Consider the following 20,756-nt stretch of genomic DNA (forward strand, 5'->3'; position numbering starts at 1 on the left):
GAGGATCGCTAAGATCGACGCGGCGCGCGAGCGCCCGAAGCTGTGTATCTACCGGCCGTCGGCATCCCGGCGGAAAGCGGCGGCACCTGATCCCGCGCCGTTCGGGCGCGCGAGAGCGATGACCCAGACACACGCATCCGCCCCTTCCCGAGGGCCCGCATCGGCGAGCCTGCTCCGCACCGCCGGGCTTCCCTACTTCCTGATCGCATTCGTGGCGCGTCTGCCCTTCGCCATGATGGTCGTCGGCGTCCTCACCGTCGTCGTCTCGGCCCGCGGGTCGCTGTCGCTCGGCGGTCTCACGTCCGCCGCGGTCGGCATCGGGACCGCCTGCTTCGGACCGCTGCTCGGTGCCGCCGCCGACCGCTTCGGCCAGCGCGCCGTCCTGGTGATCCTCGCGATCGCCAACAGCGCCATGCTGATCGTCTTCACCCTCGTCGTCTACAGCGCCGCCGTGGACCCGCTCGTGCTGCTCGCCGCCTTCGGAATCGGCGCGACCGCGCCGCAGGTAGCGCCGATGTCCAGATCGCGACTGGTCGCGATCATCAACGAGCGGATGCCGGAACCGCAGCGCGCACGCACGCTCTCCGGGACCATGGCGTACGAATCAGCGGCGGATGAGACCGTGTTCGTGTTCGGTCCGTTCCTCGTCGGCATCGCAGGGTCCTGGATCGCGCCGTGGGCACCCCTGATCGGCGCCGCAGCCCTCACGGTCGCGTTCGTCGGGGCCTTCGCGCTGCATCCGAGCGGGCGTCACGTCTCAGCGGAGCGGGGAAGCGACGGGCGGGCGCCGTCCGCGACGTCGGAGCTGTTCCGTCCGCAACTGCTCGTCGTGGTCATCGGCATCCTCGGCGTCGGGCTCTTCTTCGGCGCCACGCTGACCTCGCTCACGGCCTTCATGGCCGACAGGGGAGCGCCGGAGGAAGCGGGGCTGCTCTACGGCGTCATGGGCGTCGGATCCGCGATCCTCGCACTCGGCGTCGCCTGGCTGCCGCCGCGCTTCTCGCTGCGGTCCCGCTGGCTGGTGTTCGCCGCCATCCTGCTGCTCGGCTCCCTGCTGCTCGGCTTCGTCGAGTCTCCGGCCGGCATGGCCGCCGTGCTGGCGGTCATGGGCATCGGCATCGGCCCGACGCTCGTGACGCAGTACAGCTTCGGTGCCGCCCGAAGTCCGCTGGGCAGGTCGGCGACCGTGATGACCATGCTCGGATCAGCCGTGATCGTCGGCCAGTCGATCGGCTCCGCCGTCACGGGCGAGATCGCGCAGACCTTCGGCACCGCCCCGGCGCTGATGCTGCCTGCATGTGCGGCGGCGATCGTGCTCGTCGCCGGCATCCTGAACTGGTTCGCCAGCCGCACCCGGCCGCGCACTCGGTAGCCTGGGGACAGGCCACTGGTGCGAGGAGCTCCCATGAATACCGCAGAATTCGTCGTCGTCGCGAACCGTCTTCCGGTGGACAGGGTCGTGGGAGCGGATGGCTCGGAGACCTGGCGCACCTCTCCGGGAGGGCTCGTCGCGGCTCTCGAACCGGTGATGAAGTCCGTCGACGGCGCGTGGGTGGGCTGGGCCGGTCAGGCCGATCTCGAGCTCGAGCCGTTCGTCGCGAACGACATCCGCCTGATCCCGATCGCCCTCAGTGAGCAGGAGGTCGCCGAGTATTACGAGGGATTCGCGAACGACACCATCTGGCCGCTCTATCACGATGTGATCGCGCCCCCGCAGTATCACCGGGAGTGGTGGGACGCCTACGTGACCGTCAACCGGCGCTTCGCCGAGGCGGCAGCGCACGCTGTGGCGCAGAACGGCACCGTGTGGGTGCACGACTACCAGTTGCAGCTCGTGCCGGAGATGGTGCGCGCGCTGCGTCCAGATGTAACGATCGGCTATTTCCATCACATCCCGTTCCCCGCGCACGGGCTGTACGCGCAGCTGCCCTGGCGAGACCAGGTGCTGCGCGGGCTGCTCGGTGCCGATGTGATCGGCTTCCAGCGCGCGCAGGATGCGAACTACTTCCTCGCCGCCGTGCGGCGTCGTCTGCAGTACAACGTCAAGGCGTCGATCGTGGATGTTCCCGGTGAGACCGGTTCGCGTCCGGTTCTCGCCAAGGCGTTCCCGATCTCGATCGACACATCGCCGTACCTCGACCTCATCGCCAAGCCCGAGGTGCAGGCACGGGCGAAGGAGATCCGCGAGAGCCTCGGCCACCCCAAGCGCATTCTCCTCGGCGTCGACCGACTCGACTACACCAAGGGCATCCGCCACCGCATCAAGGCCTATGGCGAGCTGCTCGCAGAGGGCCGGCTCAAGGTGGAGGACGTCACGCTGATCCAGGTCGCAAGTCCCAGCCGTGAGCGTGTCGACGCCTACGTGCACCTGCGCGACGAGATCGAGCTTCTGGTGAGCCGCATCAACGGCGACACCGACACGATGGACCACAGCGCCATCCGCTACCTGCACCAGGGGTTCCCGCGCGAGGAGATGGTCGCCCTCTACCTCGCCGCCGATGTCATGCTCGTCACAGCCCTCCGGGACGGCATGAACCTCGTCGCCAAGGAATACATCGCCACCAGGGCCGACAACCGCGGCGTGCTCGTACTGAGCGAATTCACCGGAGCCGCCGACGAACTGCGCCAGGCGGTGCGCGTGAACCCGCACGACATCGAGGGCCTGAAGGACGCCATCATGACGGCCGTCGAGATGGAGCCGGCCGAGCAGGGCAGGCGGATGCGGTCGCTGCGCAAGCGCGTGCTCGAGCACGACGTCAACGCCTGGTCGTCGTCCTTCCTCGAGGCGCTGTCCGCCGTGCGCGCACGGCACGCCTGAGCGCCGTCATGCGTGCGCTCGGGTCTCCGCACGCGTGAGAAGCTGGTCGGGAATCGACCCCCGACGAGGAGACCCGCCGTGACCCGCACCTGGACGCCCGGAACCGCCGACGACGCACTGACCGCCATCGCCACCACCCCACGGTTGGTCATCGCGCTCGACTTCGACGGAACGGCATCCCCGCTCGTGCCCGACCCGATGGCCGCACGCGCGCTGCCGGAGGTCAAGGTGCAGCTCGACCGGCTCGCAGCCCTGCCCGACACCTTCGTCGCCTACGTCTCCGGACGCAGCATGCACGACCTGCGCGTGATCACCGAGCACGCCGACGACTCGATCGTCTCGCTGGCCGGATCCCACGGTGCGCAGTACTGGTTCCCCGGCATCGGCGACTCGGACGCCCCCGGATCCTCGACCGAGGACGGTGCGCGCGAGGAGCTCTGGGCCGCCGCGCAGCCGATCGTCGACCGCTATGAGGGCGTCGGACTCGAGCCGAAGACCTTCGGCATGGGGATCCACACCCGGCGCGCGACACCGGAGGTCGAGGCCGCGGCGTTCGCAGAGATCGACGCGCTGGTCGCCGAGCGATTCCCGCACTGGCGGCGCCGCTCCGGCCACCGGGTGCTGGAGTTCTCCTCGCGCGTCGAGGGCAAGGACACCGCGATGAGCGTGCTGCGCGAGCAGTTCGACGCCACCGGCATCCTGTTCGCAGGGGACGACGTCACAGACGAGGACGCCATGCGGGTGCTCCAGTCCGGCGACCTCGGCGTGCGCGTCGGGCCCGGCGAGACGGCGGCCGCAGTCCGTGTGGACACTCCACAAGACATCGCCGCTCTTCTGGAGGCGCTGGCGTCCGAGCGCGCTGCCGGACGGGAATAGACTGCCGTCATGTCCTCGCAAGATCCTTCTTCGAACGCGCCCATCGACATCAAGCCCCGCAGCCGCGTCGTCACCGACGGCATCGAGGCCACCACCTCCCGAGGCATGCTCCGCGCCGTCGGGATGGGGGACGAGGACTGGGACAAGCCGCAGATCGGCATCGCGTCCAGCTGGAACGAGATCACTCCCTGCAACCTGAGCCTGGACCGGCTCGCGCAGGGAGCCAAGGAGGGCGTGCACTCCGGCGGTGGCTACCCGCTGCAGTTCGGCACCATCTCCGTCTCCGACGGCATCTCGATGGGCCACGAGGGGATGCACTTCTCGCTCGTCTCGCGCGAGGTCATCGCCGACTCGGTCGAGACCGTCATGATGGCCGAGCGCCTTGACGGCAGCGTCCTGCTTGCCGGCTGCGACAAGTCGATCCCCGGCATGCTGATGGCGAGCGCCCGCCTCGACCTCTCCAGCGTGTTCCTGTACGCAGGGTCCATCGCTCCTGGCTGGGTCAAGCTCTCCGACGGCACCGAGAAGGACGTCACGATCATCGACTCGTTCGAGGCCGTCGGCGCCTGCCGCGCCGGGCTCATGAGCGAGGAGGACCTCAAGCGCATCGAGTGCGCGATCGCCCCCGGCGAAGGCGCGTGCGGCGGCATGTACACCGCGAACACGATGGCGTCGGTCGCAGAGGCGCTGGGGCTCAGCCTGCCGGGCTCCGCAGCCCCGCCGGCAGCCGATCGCCGCCGCGACTACTTCGCGCATCGCTCCGGCGAGGCCGTGATCAACCTGCTGCGCCAGGGCATCACGACACGCGACATCCTCACCAAGGAAGCCTTCGAGAACGCCATCGCCCTCGCCATGGCCCTGGGCGGGTCGACCAACGTCGTCCTGCACCTGCTCGCCATCGCCCGCGAGGCGGAGGTCGAACTGAGCCTGCACGACTTCAACCGCATCGGCGACAGGGTTCCGCACGTCGCCGACATGAAGCCGTTCGGCAAGTACGTCATGAACGACGTCGACCGTCACGGCGGCATCCCGGTGATCATGAAGGCCATGCTCGACGAGGGGCTGCTGCATGGCGATGCTCTCACCGTCACGGGCAAGACCCTCGCCGAGAACCTCGCAGACCTCGACCCCGACCCGATCGACGGCGAGGTCATCCACACGTTCGACAACCCGATCCACGCCACCGGCGGTCTGACGATCCTGCACGGGTCGCTGGCCCCGGAGGGCGCGGTCGTGAAGACGGCCGGGTTCGACGCCACCGTGTTCGAGGGCCCGGCTCGCGTCTTCGAGCGCGAGCGCGCTGCGATGGACGCCGTCGCGAACGGCGAGATCAAAGCCGGCGAGGTCATCGTCATCCGCTACGAAGGCCCCAAGGGCGGACCGGGCATGCGCGAGATGCTCGCCATCACCGCGGCCATCAAGGGCGCTGGGCTCGGAAAAGATGTACTACTCTTGACGGACGGACGATTCTCAGGCGGCACAACCGGCCTGTGCATCGGCCACATAGCACCCGAAGCGGTGGACGCAGGTCCCATCGCCTTCGTGCGCGATGGTGATCTGATACGGGTCGATATCGCAGCTCGCTCTCTTGACTTACTCGTCGATGAGGCAGAGCTCGCCTCCCGCCGCTCTGGCTGGGAGCCGCTTCCCCCGCGCTATACCCGTGGCGTTCTTGCCAAGTACTCGCGACTCGTGCGCTCCGCCGCGGAGGGCGCGACGACCGGATGATCCACTCGTCCGTCGACGACATTCAGATCACCAAGGAATGACATGACTGCTGACGCTGTATCGGCCGTGCCCCGGCCGCCGTCCTCGAAGAGCTCCGCACCGGAGATCACCGGCGCGGAGGCCGTAGTCCGCTCGCTCGAGCTTCTCGGCGTCACCGACGTCTTCGGGCTCCCCGGAGGCGCGATCCTCCCCGTCTACGACCCGCTGATGGACGCGTCAGAGCTCCGGCACATCCTCGTTCGACACGAACAGGGCGCAGGCCACGCCGCAGAGGGCTACGCCTCGGCATCCGGAAAGGTCGGCGTGTGCATCGCGACCTCCGGTCCCGGCGCGACCAACCTCGTCACGGCGATCGCGGATGCCTACATGGATTCGGTGCCGATGGTCGCGATCACCGGCCAGGTGTTCTCGACGCTGATGGGGACGGACGCCTTCCAGGAGGCCGACATCGTCGGGATCACCATGCCGGTGACCAAGCACTCCTTCCTCGTCAAGGATGCAGGCGACATCCCCGGTGCGATCGCCGCGGCGTTCGAGATCGCCTCGACCGGTCGCCCCGGCCCCGTGCTCGTCGACATCACCAAGGACGCGCAGCAGAACGTCGCACCGTTCGTCTGGCCGCCGAAGATCGACCTGCCCGGCTACCGCCCGGTGACCAAGGCGCACGGCAAGCAGATCCAGGCTGCCGCCGCTCTGCTGGCTGAGGCCAAGAAGCCAGTGCTGTACGTCGGCGGCGGTGTGGTCCGGGGACGCGCGGCAGCCGAGCTCAAGGAGCTCGCCGAGTCGACCGGCGCCCCCGTGGTCACCACGCTGATGGCCCGCGGCGCCTTCCCCGATTCGCACGCGCAGCACCTCGGCATGCCGGGCATGCACGGCACTGTGCCAGCGGTGCTCGCGCTGCAGGAGGCCGACCTGCTCATCTCGCTCGGCGCGCGGTTCGACGATCGCGTCACGGGCAAGGCGGCGCTGTTCGCCCCGAACGCGAAGGTCGTGCACGTCGACATCGACCCGGCCGAGATCTCCAAGATCCGCACGGCGGACGTGCCGATCGTGGGTGACGTCCGCGACGTGCTGACGGACCTGGATGCCGCATACCGCGGTGTCGTCGGCAGCGCCAAGCCCGACATCTCGGACTGGTGGTCCTATCTCGACGGACTGCGTGACGAGTTCCCGCTCGGCTACACCGAGCCCAGCGACGGTCTGCTCGCCCCGCAGTACGTGATCTCGCGCATCGGTGAGCTGACCGGTCCGGAGGGCATCTACGCCGCCGGCGTCGGGCAGCACCAGATGTGGGCGGCGCAGTTCATCAAGTACGAGCGTCCCAACGCCTGGCTGAACTCCGGGGGAGCGGGCACGATGGGCTACTCGGTGCCTGCCGCCATGGGCGCGAAGGTCGCCGAGCCCGACCGTGTGGTGTGGTCGATCGACGGCGACGGATGCTTCCAGATGACCAATCAGGAGCTCGCGACCTGTGCGATCAACAACATCCCGATCAAGGTCGCGATCATCAACAACTCGTCTCTCGGGATGGTGCGCCAGTGGCAGACCCTGTTCTACGACGGTCGCCACTCCAACACCGATCTGAACACCGGTCACGGCACGATCCGGATCCCCGACTTCGTGAAGCTCGCCGAGGCGTACGGATGCCTCGCGATCCGCGTCGAGAAGGAAGAGGAGGTGGATGCCGCGATCAAGCTGGCGCTCGAGACCAACGACCGCCCCGTGGTCATCGACTTCGTCGTCTCGGCCGACTCGATGGTGTGGCCGATGGTGCCGCAGGGAGTGAGCAACAACTACGTCCAGTACGCGCGTGACCACGCTCCCGCGTTCGATGAGGAGGTCTGAGTCATGTCCAAGCACGTGCTGAGTCTTCTCGTCGAAGACACCCCCGGTCTGCTGACCCGCGTCGCGGGGCTCTTCGCCCGTCGCGGCTTCAACATCGAATCCCTCGCGGTCGGCGTGACCGAGGTGCCGGGCGTGTCCCGCATCACGGTCGTCGTCGACGTGGAGGAGCTGCCGCTCGAGCAGGTGACCAAGCAGCTGAACAAGCTCGTGAACGTCATCAAGATCGTCGAACTCGACCCGGCCGGGTCCGTGCAGCGCCAGCACATGCTGGTGAAGGTGCGCACGGACAACACGACGCGGTCGAATGTGATCGAGGTCGTGAACCTGTTCCGCGCCTCGGTCGTCGACTACGCCTCTGACGCGCTGGTGATCGAGGTCACCGGCGACCAGGGCAAGGTCGAGGCGCTGCTGCGCGCGCTCGAGCCGTTCGGCGTCAAGGAGATCGCGCAGTCGGGCCTCCTCGCCATCGGCCGCGGCGGCAAGAGCATCACCGAACGCGTTCTGCGCGGCTGAGTCATCCCACAAACCTCGATAGGAAAGAGAAACACAACGTGAGTACTGAGATCTTCTACGACGACGACGCCGACCTGTCCCTGATCCAGGGCAAGAAGGTCGCGATCGTGGGCTACGGCTCGCAGGGCCACGCCCACGCGATGAACCTGCGCGACTCGGGCGTCGAGGTCGCCATCGCGCTGAAGGACGGCTCCAAGTCGATCGCCAAGGCCGAGGAGGCCGGCTTCCCGGTCAAGAACGTCGCGGATGCCACCGCCTGGGCCGACGTCATCATGATCCTCGCGCCGGACCAGCACCAGCGCACGATCTACTCCGAGTCGATCGCGCCGAACCTCGCCGCGGGCAAGACCCTCGCCTTCGCGCACGGTTTCAACATCCGCTTCGGCTACATCGACGCACCCGAGGGTGTGGACGTCATCCTCGTCGCGCCGAAGGCGCCCGGCCACACCGTGCGTCGCGAGTTCGTCGCGGGCCGCGGCATCCCGGACATCATCGCCGTCGAGAAGGACGCTTCCGGCAAGGCCTGGGACCTCGCGCTCTCGTACGCGAAGGCCATCGGCGGCACCCGCGCCGGCGTCATCAAGACGACCTTCACGGAAGAGACCGAGACCGACCTGTTCGGCGAGCAGGCTGTGCTCTGCGGTGGCGTCAGCCACCTCGTGCAAGCCGGATTCGAGACGCTGACCGAGGCGGGCTACCAGCCGCAGATCGCTTACTTCGAGGTTCTGCACGAGCTCAAGCTGATCGTCGACCTCATGTGGGAGGGCGGCATCGCGAAGCAGCGCTGGTCGATCTCCGACACCGCTGAGTACGGCGACTACGTCTCCGGCCCGCGCGTCATCGACTCGGCTGTCAAGGAGAGCATGAAGGGCGTGCTCGCCGACATCCAGTCGGGTGCTTTCGCCAAGCGCTTCATCGACGACCAGGACAACGGCGCCAAGGAGTTCCAGGAGCTTCGCGCCAAGGAGGAGCAGCACCCGATCGAGGTCACCGGCAAGGAGCTGCGCTCGCTGTTCGCCTGGAAGCAGCAGGACGAGGACTACGTCGACGGCAGCGCTGCGCGCTGATCCGACGTCACTGAGAAAGGGCGCCCTTCGGGGCGCCCTTTCGCGTTCGGGAGTGCAGGTTTCGACTCGCCTTCGGCTCGCTCAACCCGTTTCGTCTCCTCGCTGCGCTCGTCGCTCAACGCCCCGCACATGGAGCCCGTTGGGGAGCCCCTGTGGGAAGGGCCCCGCGGGATTGGATCCCCTGTGATCGAGGATCACCGGCGGAGAGGATCTTCTGCGGATCGTTGAGCGGAGGGGCGGAGCCCCGCAGCCGAAACGCGTTGAGCGAGCGGAGCGAGTCGAAACGTCCCCTAGCGGGTGAGCTCCTCGAGCACCTCGATCACGTGACGATAGGGTTTGCCCGTCGCGCGGGTCATGCCGATCTCGCAGGTGCGGTTCGCTGACACGAAGGCGTCGAATCCGGCACGTGCCTCGTCCGCCGCGGCGACCTCGGCCGATTCCACGGCCGTGGCGCTGGCGGTGAGTTCGGGATGCAGCATCCCGCGGTCGCCGGCGAACGCGCAGCATCCCCAGCCGTCCGGCACGTAGACCTCCTCCGCCACGGCTCCCGCGAGGGCGGTGAGCGCGCCGGTCGCCCCGAGCGCCGTCGTCGAACAAGTCGGGTGCACGGCGATCGAATCGAGCTTCGCTGGCACGTCGAGGCGGGGGAGCACCTCGCGCGCGACGAACGTCGTCGCGTCCTCTATGCGCAATCCGGCATACTCCGGATACTCGGCGAGCGACTTGGACAGCATGACGTGCAGTCCCTCGGTGCAGGATGCCGCATCGCAGACCACGGGCAGCTCGCCGTGCCGGCTCGCCTCCCACAGCGAGGAGAGCACGCGCACGGTCATCCGGTCGTAGCCGGCGAGATGACCCTTCGACTTCCACGGCGTTCCGCAGCAGAGGCCGCCCGCCTCATCCGGAACGACGACGGGGATGTCCGCGCGGTCGAGAAGCGCCCGCAGAGCGTCGCGAGAGCCGTGGCCGTCGCCCTCAGCGCCGAACATCGTGCCGATGCAGGCGCCGAAGAACACCGCCTGCGCATCCGCGGGCGAGGCCGGTGACGGTGCCTTGGCCCCGCCGCGGGGGAGACCCGCGTCGTACAGCGGCACCGTGTCAGCCCCGAGCACGGCGCGGCCGACCCGGGTGATTCCTGTCACCAGCGGAGCGGGCAGAGCCTCCGCGACGGTCAGGGCGACACCGCCGATCCGCGTCACCGCACCCCAGCCCTTCGCCGCGGCATCCCACAGGCCGTCCTCGAGCTTCGAAGCCTCCTCGGCGCGGAGGCGCCGCACCAGGTCGCCGGTGTTGATGTCGACCGGGCACGCGACCCCGCACATGCCGTCGACCGCGCAGGTCTGCACGCCTTCGTAGTCGTAGTCCGCGCGCAGCTCGTTCAGCAGCTCCGTGTCGCCCTGCTCCTCGGCCCAGGCCATGTCGCGGCGCAGCACGATCCGCTGCCGCGGCGTGAGCGTGATGTCCTTGCTCGGACACGTCGGTTCGCAGTAGCCGCACTCGACGCAGCGATCGACCTCGCTCTCGACGGTCGGCACCCGCTTGAGGTCGTGGAGATACGACTCGGCGTCCTCCGAGAGCACGACGCCCGGGTTCAGGATGCCGGCGGGATCGACGAGCCGCTTGATCTCCCACATCATGTCGGTGAGGAAGTCGCCGTACTGGCGACGCACGAACGGCGCCATGATCCGCCCTGTGCCGTGCTCCGCCTTGAGCGATCCGCCCTGGCCGAGCACGAGATCGACCAGATCCGCGGTGAACCGTCGGTACCGCTCGATGCTCGCCGCGTCGTCGAAGCGCTCGTTGAGGAGGAAGTGCACGTTGCCGTCCTTGGCGTGCCCGAAGATCACCGAGTCCTCGTACTCGTGCTCTTCGAACAGCTCGATCAGCCGTTCGCACGTGGCCAGCAGCCGGTCGACGGGCACGACGATGTCCTCCAGCAGCGCGGTCGTGCCCGACGGCCTGGCCCCCGCGACGGCGGTGTACAGCCCCTTGCGCACCTGCCACAGCGACGCGCGTTCGGCGGCGTCTGTCGTGAGCGCCGGCTCGACGGCGAGCGGCAGCGCCCGGAACTGATGCAGGGCGGCATCGCCTGCGACGGAGAGCTCATCGATGCTCGAGGCGTGCACCTCGACGAGGAGCGCGGCGTGCTGATCGACCTCGATCGCCGCGATGGATGCCGGGACGTCGCTGAGCCCCTGCGCGACGCGGAGGGACGCGGCATCCATCAGCTCGATCGTCGCGAGTCCCTGCGTCACGAGACCCGGCAGGGCGGCCATGGCATCGGCGAGGGAGGCGAAAACGAGCAGGCCGGTCGCGATGTGGGGGCGAACCTTCACCGTGCGGAACCGCGCCTCGGCGACGAACGCCAGCGTGCCTTCCGAGCCGATCACGAGATGCTCGAGGATCTTCACCGGATCGTCGAAGTCGAGCAGGGCGTTCAGGCCGTAGCCCATCGTGTTCTTCATCGCGAACTGCGCGCGTACGAACGCGGCGGACTCCGGCGCGCCGAGCAATCGCTGCCGCAGAGCGGCGAGTCCGTCCACCAGTGCCGGCTCCGCGTCCCGCAGATGCTCGAGAGCATCGGGGGCGGCGGTGTCGACGACAGTCCCGCTCGGAAGCACCAGCAGCAGCGAATCGACCGTCTGGTACGAGTTCTCCGTGACCCCGCACGCCATGCCGCTGGAGTTGTTGGCGATCACGCCGCCGATCGTGCAGGCGATCTCGCTCGCGGGATCCGGCCCGAGTTTGCGACCGTGTCGCGCGAGACGCGTGTTCACCTGGCGCACGGTGGCGCCGGGCTCGACGCGGACCAGACGCCCCTCGTCCTCGACGCGGATGCCGCGGAAGTGGCTGCGAGTGTCGACCAGGATGTCGCCGGAGACTCCCTGCCCCGACAAGCTCGTTCCGCCCGAACGGAAGGTGAGGGTGCGACCGGCCGCGCGGACCGCGTCGAATGCGCGGGCGACGCCGGCGGCATCCCGCGGTGCCAGGACGGCATCCGGGATGAGCAGGTAGTGCGAGGCATCGTGCGCGCGGGCGAATCGATCGATCGAGCGGGATGTGATCGTCGTGTCGGCCCCGAGCACGTCGATGTCGAGCGGGTGCACGAGAGCCGTGGACACGGCAGCCTCCCAAGAATTGTCAGACAAGATTACTCGCGAGTCTAGCCTCCTCTAGGCTGAGCGCTATGACCATCACGGAGCTCGGCGTGATCGGCATCGTCGATGCCGTGACCCGCAGCCTGCGCGCGCAGATTCTCGCGGGCGACATCGCGGCGGACACCGCGCTGACCGAGGCGAAGGTCTCCGCGTCGTTCGGGGTCGCCCGCCCCAGCGCCAAGGCCGCGATCGAGCAGCTCGTCGCGAGCGGTCTGCTGGTGCGGACGGCGCACCGCTCCGCCCGGGTCGTCGCGATCGACGCCGCCATGGTGCGCGATGTCTACCGCACCCGCACGCGCCTGGAGAGCGCCGCGCTGCGCGAACTCGCGACCACCCGAATCGTGCCGGATGCCGCCACCGCCGCCAACGCCGAGATCCTCGCGCTGCCGGCAGGGCCCGATCCCGCAAGTGTCGATCCGGATCTCAGATTCCACACTGCGCTGATCGACGGCGTCGCCAGTGCCCGAACCTCGCGGATGTATCGCAGCGTGCTGGACGAGGTGCGCCTGTGCATGGCGCAGGTTCAGGGCCGGCGTCTTCTTGACGCGCGTGACATCGCGTCCCAGCACGCCGAGATCCTGGATGCCGTGTCAGCCGGCGACGGCGCGCGCGCCGCCGACCTGCTCGCGGCGCACCTCGCGTCGGCCGAGGACCGCCTGGTGGAGGCGCTGGGGGAGTAGGGGGGAGCCCGGCTACTCAGACTCTTCGGCCGAGGGCGCCGCATCCGGAACCTCGATCGGGGCATCGGCGGGGTCGGCCCAGACCGGCGCGGGCAGCAGCGTGTCGACCTGTCCGGCCTGGATGGCGCGGAGTGCATCGGTGATCTCATCCGCGTTCTCCGGCACGGCCAGCCCGCACGTGCGCAGTTCGGATGCGAACTTCAGGGTCAGCCGGATCTTGCCCGCCTCGACGGCCTCGGCGGTCGTACCGGTGCGCTTCTCGCTGCCGGTCTGGATATCGGGAACCTCTTCGCACACGTGGTAGACCGAGCCCCCGTCGACCCAGACGACTTCGTCCTGGCCGAGGAGCTGGATCACCGTCGACCGGTCGGCGGTGTACTGCTCGACGGACGGCGGGTTGTAGTCGATGCCCAGCGCGACGGCGGCGACCGCGAGCACCACGCCGATGATGCCGGCGGTGGTCTTCTGCCCCTTGTCCATGTCCTTGTTGAGGAAGACCAGGATGATCAGCGGCAGGAAGGCGATGACCGCGATGATGGCGCCGAGCTGGTTCTGGACGAAGAAGCGCACCGTGTCGGACTTCTTCGCGGGGTCGAGGCGGTTCGCCTTCTTCCACAGGATCGACCCGGTGATCGAGAGCGCGGCGATGACGACGAACGCGACGAGCAGCGCGATGAACGCCCACTGCGGGAACTGCGCGGTCGCGCCCCGCTCTTCGAGGAGACCCGTGTCGGGGTTGCGCACCAGCTCGCCATCCGCGCCGGTGAACTCCCGCTGTCGCAGCAGCCAGAAGATCGCGACTGCTTCGGCCGCGATCGCGATGGCCCACAGTGCGGCGGCGATCCACCGGAACGTCGTCGCCTTCCGTCTGCCCTCCGCGGTCGGAGACCAGGAGCGGTCCGGAGCCGAGCCGACTTCTGTCGGCAGGGCGGTGTCCTTGTTGCCTTCAGCCACGGTGAACCCCTCGGTTTCTGTGAACTCCCTGAGCATATCCGGAGGGTGTCGCGATGGCTACGCTGGGTATATGACATCGGATGCTGACGACGCGCTCTCCTGGGAGGGCGACGAAGACGGGTCGGCGGGCACGCGCAGGAAGCAGACCGCCGGAACGCCGGCGTCGGCCGCGCAGCTCCCGGACGGCTGGAAGGCCGTCGGCAAGGACAGCGAGAGCGTCGAGCGGCTCGGCGCTGACCGCGCGGTCGCCGAACCTGCCGAACCTGCCGAGCCGCAGTCGCTGAGCACGCCCATGCTTCTGCTGGTCGGGATCGTCGGCGGCGTCTACCTGCTCTATACGGTCGGCTGGATCATCGGCGGGCTGAACCTCGAGATGAGCGCGCTCTTCCTCGTGCCGAGTCTGATGTACCAGGTCGCTGTGTGGGCCGCCGTTCTAGCGCCGGCACTGTGGTTCACTGCGGTCTGGCTGCTCACGAGGCGCTCGGCCGGCTGGGTGCGCGTGCTCGGCCTCCTCGCCGGTGCCGTACTGCTGGTGCCATGGCCGTTCGTGATGACCGGGGCGGTGGGCGCATGAGCGAGCAGCAGCAGGTGTCGTCGCGTGAGCGCCTTGGAATCCTCAAGACGCTGATCCTGGGTGTCTCGGTCCTGTTCTACGCCTACGGTGTATGGAACGCCGTTGCCCACCTCGTCACGGTCGCGCAGTACGGCATGAACGCGTACGGCTGGTTCGTGCTGATCTTCTCGGTGCTGTTCCCGATCATCGTGTTCGCAGCCGCCTTCGCCCTGGATCGCCGCCGCGGCGCGACGGAGTTCGCGGTCGTGATGCTCGCGGGCCTGGCCCTCGTCGCGGTGTTCTGGATGAATGTCGTCGCTCTCAGCGCGCTGAACTTCTCTTCGCTGACCACCTGACGCCTCCGTCACACGGCACAGGGCACCGTTCACCCTCGGGTAGGGTGGACTCGATCGCGCCCCCGACGGTGTGCGGCGCATCGATCCCCATCCGCGCTGTGCCGCTAACTCGAAGGATCCGCCTGTGCCGAAGCCCGTCGTGCTCATTGCCGAAGTTCTCTCGCCCGCTACGATCGAGGCCCTCGGCCCCGACTTCGATATCCGTCAGGTCGACGGAACCGATCGCGAGGCGCTGTTCTCGGCATTGACGGACGCGAACGCGGTACTGGTGCGTTCGGCCACGAAGATGGATGCCGAGGCGCTCGGCCACGCCCCGAAGCTCAAGGTGATCGCCCGCGCGGGCGTCGGCCTCGACAACGTCGACATCCCGGCCGCCACCAAGGCGGGCGTCATGGTGGTCAACGCGCCGACGTCGAACATCATCTCCGCCGCCGAGCTCACCTGCACGCACATCCTCAGCCTCGCCCGCCACGTCCCCGCCGCGCACGCGTCGCTCGCGGACGGGCAGTGGAAGCGCAGTGCCTACACCGGCACCGAGCTGTTCGAGAAGACCCTCGGCATCGTCGGCCTCGGCCGCATCGGCGCCCTGGTCGCCGCCCGCATGCAGAGCTTCGGCATGAACGTCGTCGCCTACGACCCCTACGTCACCAGCGCCCGCGCCCAGCAGCTCGGCGTCGAGCTGCGCAGCCTCGACGAGCTCGTCGCAGAGGCCGACTTCCTCACCATCCACATGCCGAAGACGCCGGAGACCACCGGCATGATCAGCACCGAGCAGTTCGCGGCGATGAAGCCCTCGGCCTTCGTGGTCAACGTCGCCCGTGGCGGCCTGATCGACGAGGTCGCCCTGCGCGAGGCGCTGGTCTCGGGTGAGATCGCCGGCGCAGGTCTGGACGTCTTCACCTCCGAGCCGCCCGCAGAGGGCGGATCCGCCCGCGACCTGCTCGCACTGCCGAACGTCGTCGTGACCCCGCACCTCGGCGCATCGACGGATGAGGCGCAGGAGAAGGCGGGCGTCTCGGTCGCGCGCTCGGTCAAGCTCGCCCTCGAGGGCGACCTCGTCCCGGATGCCGTGAACGTCGCCGGCGGCATCATCGACCCGTTCGTCCGCCCCGGCATCGCCCTGGTCGAGAAGCTCGGCCAGGTCTTCAGCGGTCTCGCGGGATCCGCGGTCACCACGCTCGACATCGAGGTCCGTGGCGAGCTGGCCGACTACGACGTGAGCGTCTACAAGCTGGCGGCCCTCAAAGGCATCCTCTCCAACGTGGTCAGCGAGAACGTCTCGTACGTGAACGCGCCCCTGTTCGCAGAGCAGCGCGGCATCGAGGCGCGCCTGATCGTCGAGAAGGAGAGCCCGGAGTACCGGAACCTCACCACCCTCCGCGGCGCCCTCGCCGACGGCACGATCCTCACGGTCGCCGGCACCCTTGCGGGAACCCGCATGGTGCAGAAGATCGTCGGCATCAACGGGCACGACATCGAGGTGCCGATCGAGACGAACCACATCGTCATGCAGTACATCGATCGCCCCGGCATCGTCGCCGTCTACGGTCAGAAGTTCGGAGATGCCGGCATCAACATCGCCGGCATGCAGGTCGCCCGCCGCGCGGCAGGCGGCCAGGCGCTCACCGTCCTCACCGTCGACTCGCGCGTTCCTGAGGAGCTCCTCGCCGAGGTCGGAGAGGCGATCGAGGCCAGCGTCATGAAGCAGATCGAGATCGCAGAGGTCTGAGCGGGCTCAGGCGGTTGCGCGCACGACCAGATCGACGAGTGCGCGCAACTCCGCCCCTCGCGGGACCAGACGCTCAGGACCGTTCACGTCGAGCGAGTTGTTGAAGTAGAGGCCGTCGCTGACGAGCATCACGAGATCGAGCGCTGTCTCGTCGCGCACGTGCGGCCGGATGGCGTCGCTCCAGCTGCGGCGCGTCTGACGCAGCGCGCCGGCCGCATCGGCCGAACCGCCCTGTGCCAGCCGTGAGACGGCGATGAGCGCACGGTCGAGCGGAGCGTTCTCCATCACCGAGGTTCGGACGTAGTAGGACACCGGGCCGTCCTCCGCAGCCGACATGCCGACGAGATCCTCGTCGACGAGGTCTTCGAGCCGAGCGATCATGCCCGCCGCGAGCTCGTCCTTCGACGCGAAATGGTAGAGCAGACCGCCCTTCGAGACGCCCGCGGCCTTCGCCGTGGCATCCAGGGTCGCGGTCCGCTCGCCGTCCTCGATGAGGATCGACTCGAACGCGTCGAGCACGCGTTCGCGGGCAAGAGGAGGCCGGGGCATTCTGTTACTATACCATCCGGACGGTTTAGTAACAGGAACGATCACCACAGAGAGGCGCTCGATGAGCCAGGCCACGCCGACGGACACCGGCGGAATCCACGCGCCACGCGCAGGAGCGCGCGCATGGTTCGCGCTCGTCGTGCTCATGCTGCCGGTGCTGCTGGTGTCGGTGGACAACACGGTGCTCAGCTTCGCGCTCCCGGAGATCGCCGTCGCGCTGGCTCCGTCTGGTGCCGAGCAGCTGTGGATCATCGACGCGTACCCGCTCGTGCTCGCCGGCCTCCTCGTCACGATGGGCACGCTCGGCGACCGTTTCGGACGTCGTCGGATGCTCCTGATCGGCGCCACCGGGTTCGCGGCAGTCTCCGCACTGGCGGCCTTCGCACCCACCGCGGGCCTCCTCATCGTCGCGCGCGTGCTGCTCGGATTCTTCGGCGCGATGCTGATGCCGTCGACGCTGTCTCTGCTGAGGTCGATCTTCCTGAACCGCGACCAGCGGAGGATGGCGATCGCGGTGTGGGCATCAGCGTTCTCGGCGGGCTCCGCCCTCGGACCGATCGTCGGTGGCTTCCTGCTCGAGCACTTCGCGTGGGGTTCGGTGTTCCTGATCGCCGTGCCGGTGCTGATCCCGCTGCTGATCGCGGCGCCGCTGCTGGTGCCCGAGAGTCGCGATCCGTCGCCCGGCCGGATCGACCCGATCAGCATCCTGCTCTCGATGGCGGCCATGATCCCCGTCGTCTACGCGATCAAGTCGTTCGCCGTCGACGGACCGACGTTCCTCGCGGCGGGGTGGGCCCTGCTCGGCATCGTGATGGGCACGCTGTTCGTGCGTCGGCAGTTGCGGGCGCAGACGCCGATGCTCGACATGGCGCTGTTCCGGCGGGGCTCGTTCTCGGGGGCGATCCTCGTCAACCTGCTGAGCGTCGTGGCGCTCGTCGGATTCCTCTACTTCGTGCCGCAGCATCTGCAGCTCGTTCTGGGGATGTCGCCGATGACGGCGGGGCTGGCCCTTGTGCCGGGCATGCTCGCCGTGATCGTGGCAGGTCTCACGATCGTGCCGATCTCGCGCCGCTTCCCGCCGCACGTCGTGGTTCCCGCAGCTCTCGTCTTCTCGGTCGTCGGCTACATCCTGGTGGCTTTCACCACTGAGGGGCACGGGGCGCTGCCGCTGATCATCGCCTTCGTCGTGCTGGGGATCGGGATCGGGGCGGCCGAGACCATCTCGAACGAGCTGATCCTCTCGAACGCCCCCGCCGCGAAGGCCGGTGCCGCCAGCGCGGTCTCCGAGACCGCTTATGAGCTGGGCGCGGTGCTCGGCACGGCCGTCCTCGGCGGGATCATCACGGCGTTCTACCGCGGCGCGCTCGTGATTCCGGATGCGGTCCCGGCGGAGGCGGCTCACGCGGCGCGCGAGACCCTCGCCGGTGCGTTCACCACGGCGCAGCAGCTGCCGGAGGCGGTGGGCAGCGCGCTGTGGGATGCCGCGGCATCCGCGTTCGAATCGGGAGTGACCGTCACTTCGCTGATCGGAGCAGGACTGGTGGTCGCGGCCGGAGTCATCGCCGCCGTCACACTGCGCACGCCCGCTTCACGCTGACCGATACGCTGGGAGCACCCGCGCCTGCGCAGCGCTGCGGGCATCCCGATGCAAGGAGTGCGAATGTCGCGTGTCGTGAAGCTGGCCGTCATCCCGGGTGACGGCATCGGTCCCGAAGTCGTCGCGGAGGCGGAGAAGGTGCTCGACGTCGTCACGGCGGACAGCGACGTGACGTTCGAGAAGACGCGGTTCTCGCTGGGCGCCGCACGCTTCCTCGACACGGGCGACACGCTCACCGATGACGACCTCGCGGCCATCAAGGCTCACGACGCGATCATCCTCGGAGCGGTCGGCGGCACGCCTGGCGACCCGCGCCTGAAGGACGCCAACATCGAACGCGGCCTGCTGCTCAAGCTCCGCTTCACCCTCGACCACTACGTGAACCTGCGCCCGTCGAAGCTGTACAGCGGTGCACCGGGACCGCTGAGCGAGCCCGGCGAGGTCGACTTCGTCGTCGTGCGGGAGGGCACCGAAGGCCCGTACGTCGGCAACGGCGGCGCCATCCGCGCCGGCACCCCGCACGAGATCGCGAATGAGACGAGCGTGAACACGGCGTACGGCGTCGAGCGCGTCGTCCGCTACGCATTCGAACTGGCGGAGCGTCGTCGCCAGAAGCTCACCCTGGTGCACAAGACCAACGTGCTGGTCCACTCCGGCGGCATGTGGCAGCGCATCGTGAACGAGGTGGCGCAGGAGCACCCGGATGTGGTCGTAGACTATCTGCACGTCGATGCGGCGACGATCTTCATGGTCACGAACCCTTCTCGCTTCGACGTGATCGTCACCGACAACCTCTTCGGCGACATCCTCACGGATCTGGCAGGCGCCGTCACCGGTGGCATCGGCCTCGCCGCTTCGGGCAACATCAACCCCGACGGCACGTTCCCTTCGATGTTCGAGCCCGTTCATGGTTCGGCGCCCGACATCGCAGGCCAGCAGAAAGCCGACCCCACGGCGGCCATCCTGTCCGTCGCCCTCCTGCTCGATCACCTCGGGCTCCGCGAGGAAGCCGGTCGCGTCACCAGCGCGGTCGAGGCGGACATCGCCGATCGGTCAGGCTCTCGAACCACCACAGCAGTGGGCGACGCCATCATCGCCCGGCTCCAGGCGTAGCCTGGACGCACGAGCGCTCCGCCCGCACCGAACGCAGGATGTGACAATGACAACGACCTCAACCGAACTCGCCCCGCTCGAGTTCGCCGTGACCCGCAACCTCGCAGCCAAGTCGCCTGCCGATCGCGAGCAGATCCTCCAGAACCCGGGCTTCGGCACGGCGTTCACCGACCACATGGTCGACATCTGCTGGTCCGTCCGCGGCGGCTGGCACCGCCCGCGGGTGCAGCCCTACGGCCCGATCTCGCTCGATCCGGCGGCCGCCGTGCTGCACTACGGCCAGGAGATCTTCGAGGGTATCAAGGCCTACCGGCACGCCGATGGCTCGATCCACACGTTCCGCCCCGAGCAGAACGCTGCCCGTCTGCAGCGCAGCGCTCGGCGCATGGCGCTGCCGGAGCTGCCGGCCGAGTACTTCCTGCAGTCGATCCGCGAGCTCATCGCCGTGGACGGCGCCTGGACGCCCTCCGGCGACGACCAGAGCCTGTACCTGCGCCCGTTCATGTTCGCGAAGGAGGCGTTCCTCGGGGTCCGCCCGGCGGAGAAGGTCGCCTACTACCTGATTGCGAGTCCTGCCGGCTCGTACTTCAAGGGCGGCGTGAAGCCGGTGCGCATCTGGCTGTCCGAGACCTATGCGCGTGCGGGCAAGGGCGGCACGGGAGCTGCCAAGACCGGTGGCAACTACGCCTCCAGTCTGCTGCCGCAGGCCGAGGCGTACGAGAAGGGCTGCGACCAGGTCGTCTTCCTCGACCAGGACGGCAACGTGGAGGAGCTCGGCGGCATGAACGTCGTGTTCGTCTACAAGGATGGCCGGATCGTCACCCCGCAGTCCGAGAGCATCCTCGAGGGCATCACGCGCGACTCGCTGCTGCAGCTCGCCGAGGACCGCGGGCACACCGTCGAACGTCGCGCGGTGTCTCTGCAGGAGTGGCGCGACGGCGTGGCATCCGGCGACATCGTCGAGGTGTTCGCCTGCGGCACGGCGGCGGTCGTCACCCCGATCGGCGCTCTCGTCACGGCGGACTTCGAAGAGGCGCAGCCGACCGGCGAGCTCGCGCTGTCGCTGCGCGAGGAGCTCACCGACATCCAGTACGGCCGCCGCGAAGACAAGCACGGCTGGCTGTACCGCCTCGACGCCTGATCGGTTGGCCCGCACCCGGCGGCACTTGCCCGGCGGCGGCGCGTGTCCGGGTTGTTGTGGGTGAGTCCTCCGAACACTC

At 68.5% G+C, this 20,756-nt stretch carries 17 protein-coding genes; 14 read left to right on the top strand and 3 right to left on the bottom strand.

Annotated features, from left to right (window positions below; genetic code table 11):
* Positions 1-118: 118 nt before the first annotated feature.
* The 7 genes from MAE01_RS01930 to ilvC all read left to right on the top strand — a co-directional run bounded on the left by MAE01_RS01930 (position 119) and on the right by ilvC (position 8,847).
* The gene (locus tag MAE01_RS01930) at positions 119-1,372 is read left to right on the top strand and encodes an MFS transporter (RefSeq protein WP_147037859.1); all 1,254 of its coding nucleotides are present in this window, start codon (positions 119-121) and stop codon (positions 1,370-1,372) included.
* Positions 1,373-1,405: 33 nt separating this feature from the next.
* On the top strand, positions 1,406-2,818 hold the full coding sequence (locus MAE01_RS01935) for an alpha,alpha-trehalose-phosphate synthase (UDP-forming) (protein ID WP_147037860.1): 1,413 nt from the start codon (positions 1,406-1,408) through the stop codon (positions 2,816-2,818).
* A 78-nt stretch (positions 2,819-2,896) separates the two neighbouring features.
* Positions 2,897-3,694, top strand: coding sequence for a trehalose-phosphatase (otsB, locus tag MAE01_RS01940; protein WP_147037861.1), 798 nt, complete (start codon positions 2,897-2,899; stop codon positions 3,692-3,694).
* Between the two features lie 9 nt (positions 3,695-3,703).
* Complete coding sequence (gene ilvD, locus MAE01_RS01945; protein ID WP_147037862.1) at positions 3,704-5,422, top strand: dihydroxy-acid dehydratase; 1,719 nt, start codon at positions 3,704-3,706, stop codon at positions 5,420-5,422.
* 42 nt (positions 5,423-5,464) lie between these two features.
* The gene (locus MAE01_RS01950; RefSeq protein ID WP_147037863.1) at positions 5,465-7,267 is read left to right on the top strand and encodes an acetolactate synthase large subunit; all 1,803 of its coding nucleotides are present in this window, start codon (positions 5,465-5,467) and stop codon (positions 7,265-7,267) included.
* A gap of 3 nt (positions 7,268-7,270) precedes the next feature.
* Positions 7,271-7,780, top strand: coding sequence for an acetolactate synthase small subunit (gene ilvN / locus MAE01_RS01955; RefSeq protein ID WP_147037864.1), 510 nt, complete (start codon positions 7,271-7,273; stop codon positions 7,778-7,780).
* A gap of 38 nt (positions 7,781-7,818) precedes the next feature.
* The gene (gene ilvC / locus MAE01_RS01960) at positions 7,819-8,847 is read left to right on the top strand and encodes a ketol-acid reductoisomerase (protein ID WP_147037865.1); all 1,029 of its coding nucleotides are present in this window, start codon (positions 7,819-7,821) and stop codon (positions 8,845-8,847) included.
* Positions 8,848-9,137: 290 nt separating this feature from the next.
* On the opposite strand, the gene MAE01_RS01965 is transcribed toward ilvC, so the two are convergent.
* Positions 9,138-11,996: an FAD-binding and (Fe-S)-binding domain-containing protein gene (locus MAE01_RS01965; RefSeq protein ID WP_371861753.1), complete on the bottom strand. Its 2,859-nt coding sequence runs from the start codon at positions 11,994-11,996 to the stop codon at positions 9,138-9,140.
* Positions 11,997-12,034: 38 nt separating this feature from the next.
* Here MAE01_RS01965 and MAE01_RS01970 point away from each other — a divergent pair, with 38 nt between their 5' ends.
* Complete coding sequence (locus MAE01_RS01970) at positions 12,035-12,685, top strand: GntR family transcriptional regulator (RefSeq protein WP_147037866.1); 651 nt, start codon at positions 12,035-12,037, stop codon at positions 12,683-12,685.
* Positions 12,686-12,697: 12 nt separating this feature from the next.
* Here MAE01_RS01970 and MAE01_RS01975 read toward each other — a convergent pair whose 3' ends face one another.
* The gene (locus MAE01_RS01975; RefSeq protein ID WP_229718199.1) at positions 12,698-13,639 is read right to left on the bottom strand and encodes a hypothetical protein; all 942 of its coding nucleotides are present in this window, start codon (positions 13,637-13,639) and stop codon (positions 12,698-12,700) included.
* Between the two features lie 70 nt (positions 13,640-13,709).
* On the opposite strand from MAE01_RS01975, the gene MAE01_RS01980 reads away from it, so the two are divergent.
* The 3 genes from MAE01_RS01980 to serA all read left to right on the top strand — a co-directional run bounded on the left by MAE01_RS01980 (position 13,710) and on the right by serA (position 16,277).
* On the top strand, positions 13,710-14,213 hold the full coding sequence (locus MAE01_RS01980) for a hypothetical protein (RefSeq protein ID WP_147037867.1): 504 nt from the start codon (positions 13,710-13,712) through the stop codon (positions 14,211-14,213).
* Entirely contained in the window at positions 14,210-14,548 is a 339-nt protein-coding gene (locus MAE01_RS01985; RefSeq protein ID WP_147037868.1) for a hypothetical protein, read from the top strand. The genes MAE01_RS01980 and MAE01_RS01985 overlap by 4 nt, the downstream gene beginning before the upstream one ends.
* Positions 14,549-14,672: 124 nt before the next feature.
* Positions 14,673-16,277, top strand: a complete 1,605-nt coding sequence (gene serA, locus MAE01_RS01990; protein WP_147037869.1) for a phosphoglycerate dehydrogenase — start codon at positions 14,673-14,675, stop codon at positions 16,275-16,277.
* A 6-nt stretch (positions 16,278-16,283) separates the two neighbouring features.
* Here serA and MAE01_RS01995 read toward each other — a convergent pair whose 3' ends face one another.
* Positions 16,284-16,826: a TetR/AcrR family transcriptional regulator gene (locus MAE01_RS01995; RefSeq protein WP_147037870.1), complete on the bottom strand. Its 543-nt coding sequence runs from the start codon at positions 16,824-16,826 to the stop codon at positions 16,284-16,286.
* 61 nt (positions 16,827-16,887) lie between these two features.
* On the opposite strand from MAE01_RS01995, the gene MAE01_RS02000 reads away from it, so the two are divergent.
* From MAE01_RS02000 to MAE01_RS02010, 3 genes are all read left to right on the top strand, one after another.
* Positions 16,888-18,423: an MFS transporter gene (locus MAE01_RS02000; RefSeq protein WP_147037871.1), complete on the top strand. Its 1,536-nt coding sequence runs from the start codon at positions 16,888-16,890 to the stop codon at positions 18,421-18,423.
* 63 nt (positions 18,424-18,486) lie between these two features.
* A complete protein-coding gene (locus MAE01_RS02005; RefSeq protein ID WP_147037872.1) occupies positions 18,487-19,536 on the top strand; it encodes a 3-isopropylmalate dehydrogenase in 1,050 nt (349 codons plus the stop codon).
* 46 nt (positions 19,537-19,582) lie between these two features.
* Positions 19,583-20,677 carry a branched-chain amino acid aminotransferase gene (locus MAE01_RS02010; RefSeq protein WP_147037873.1) on the top strand — a complete coding sequence of 365 codons (1,095 nt, stop codon included), beginning with the start codon at positions 19,583-19,585 and terminating at the stop codon, positions 20,675-20,677.
* Positions 20,678-20,756 lie beyond the last annotated feature (79 nt).

This window comes from Microbacterium aerolatum (assembly GCF_007988825.1).
In the GTDB taxonomy this organism is placed as follows: Bacteria; Actinomycetota; Actinomycetes; order Actinomycetales; family Microbacteriaceae; genus Microbacterium; species Microbacterium aerolatum.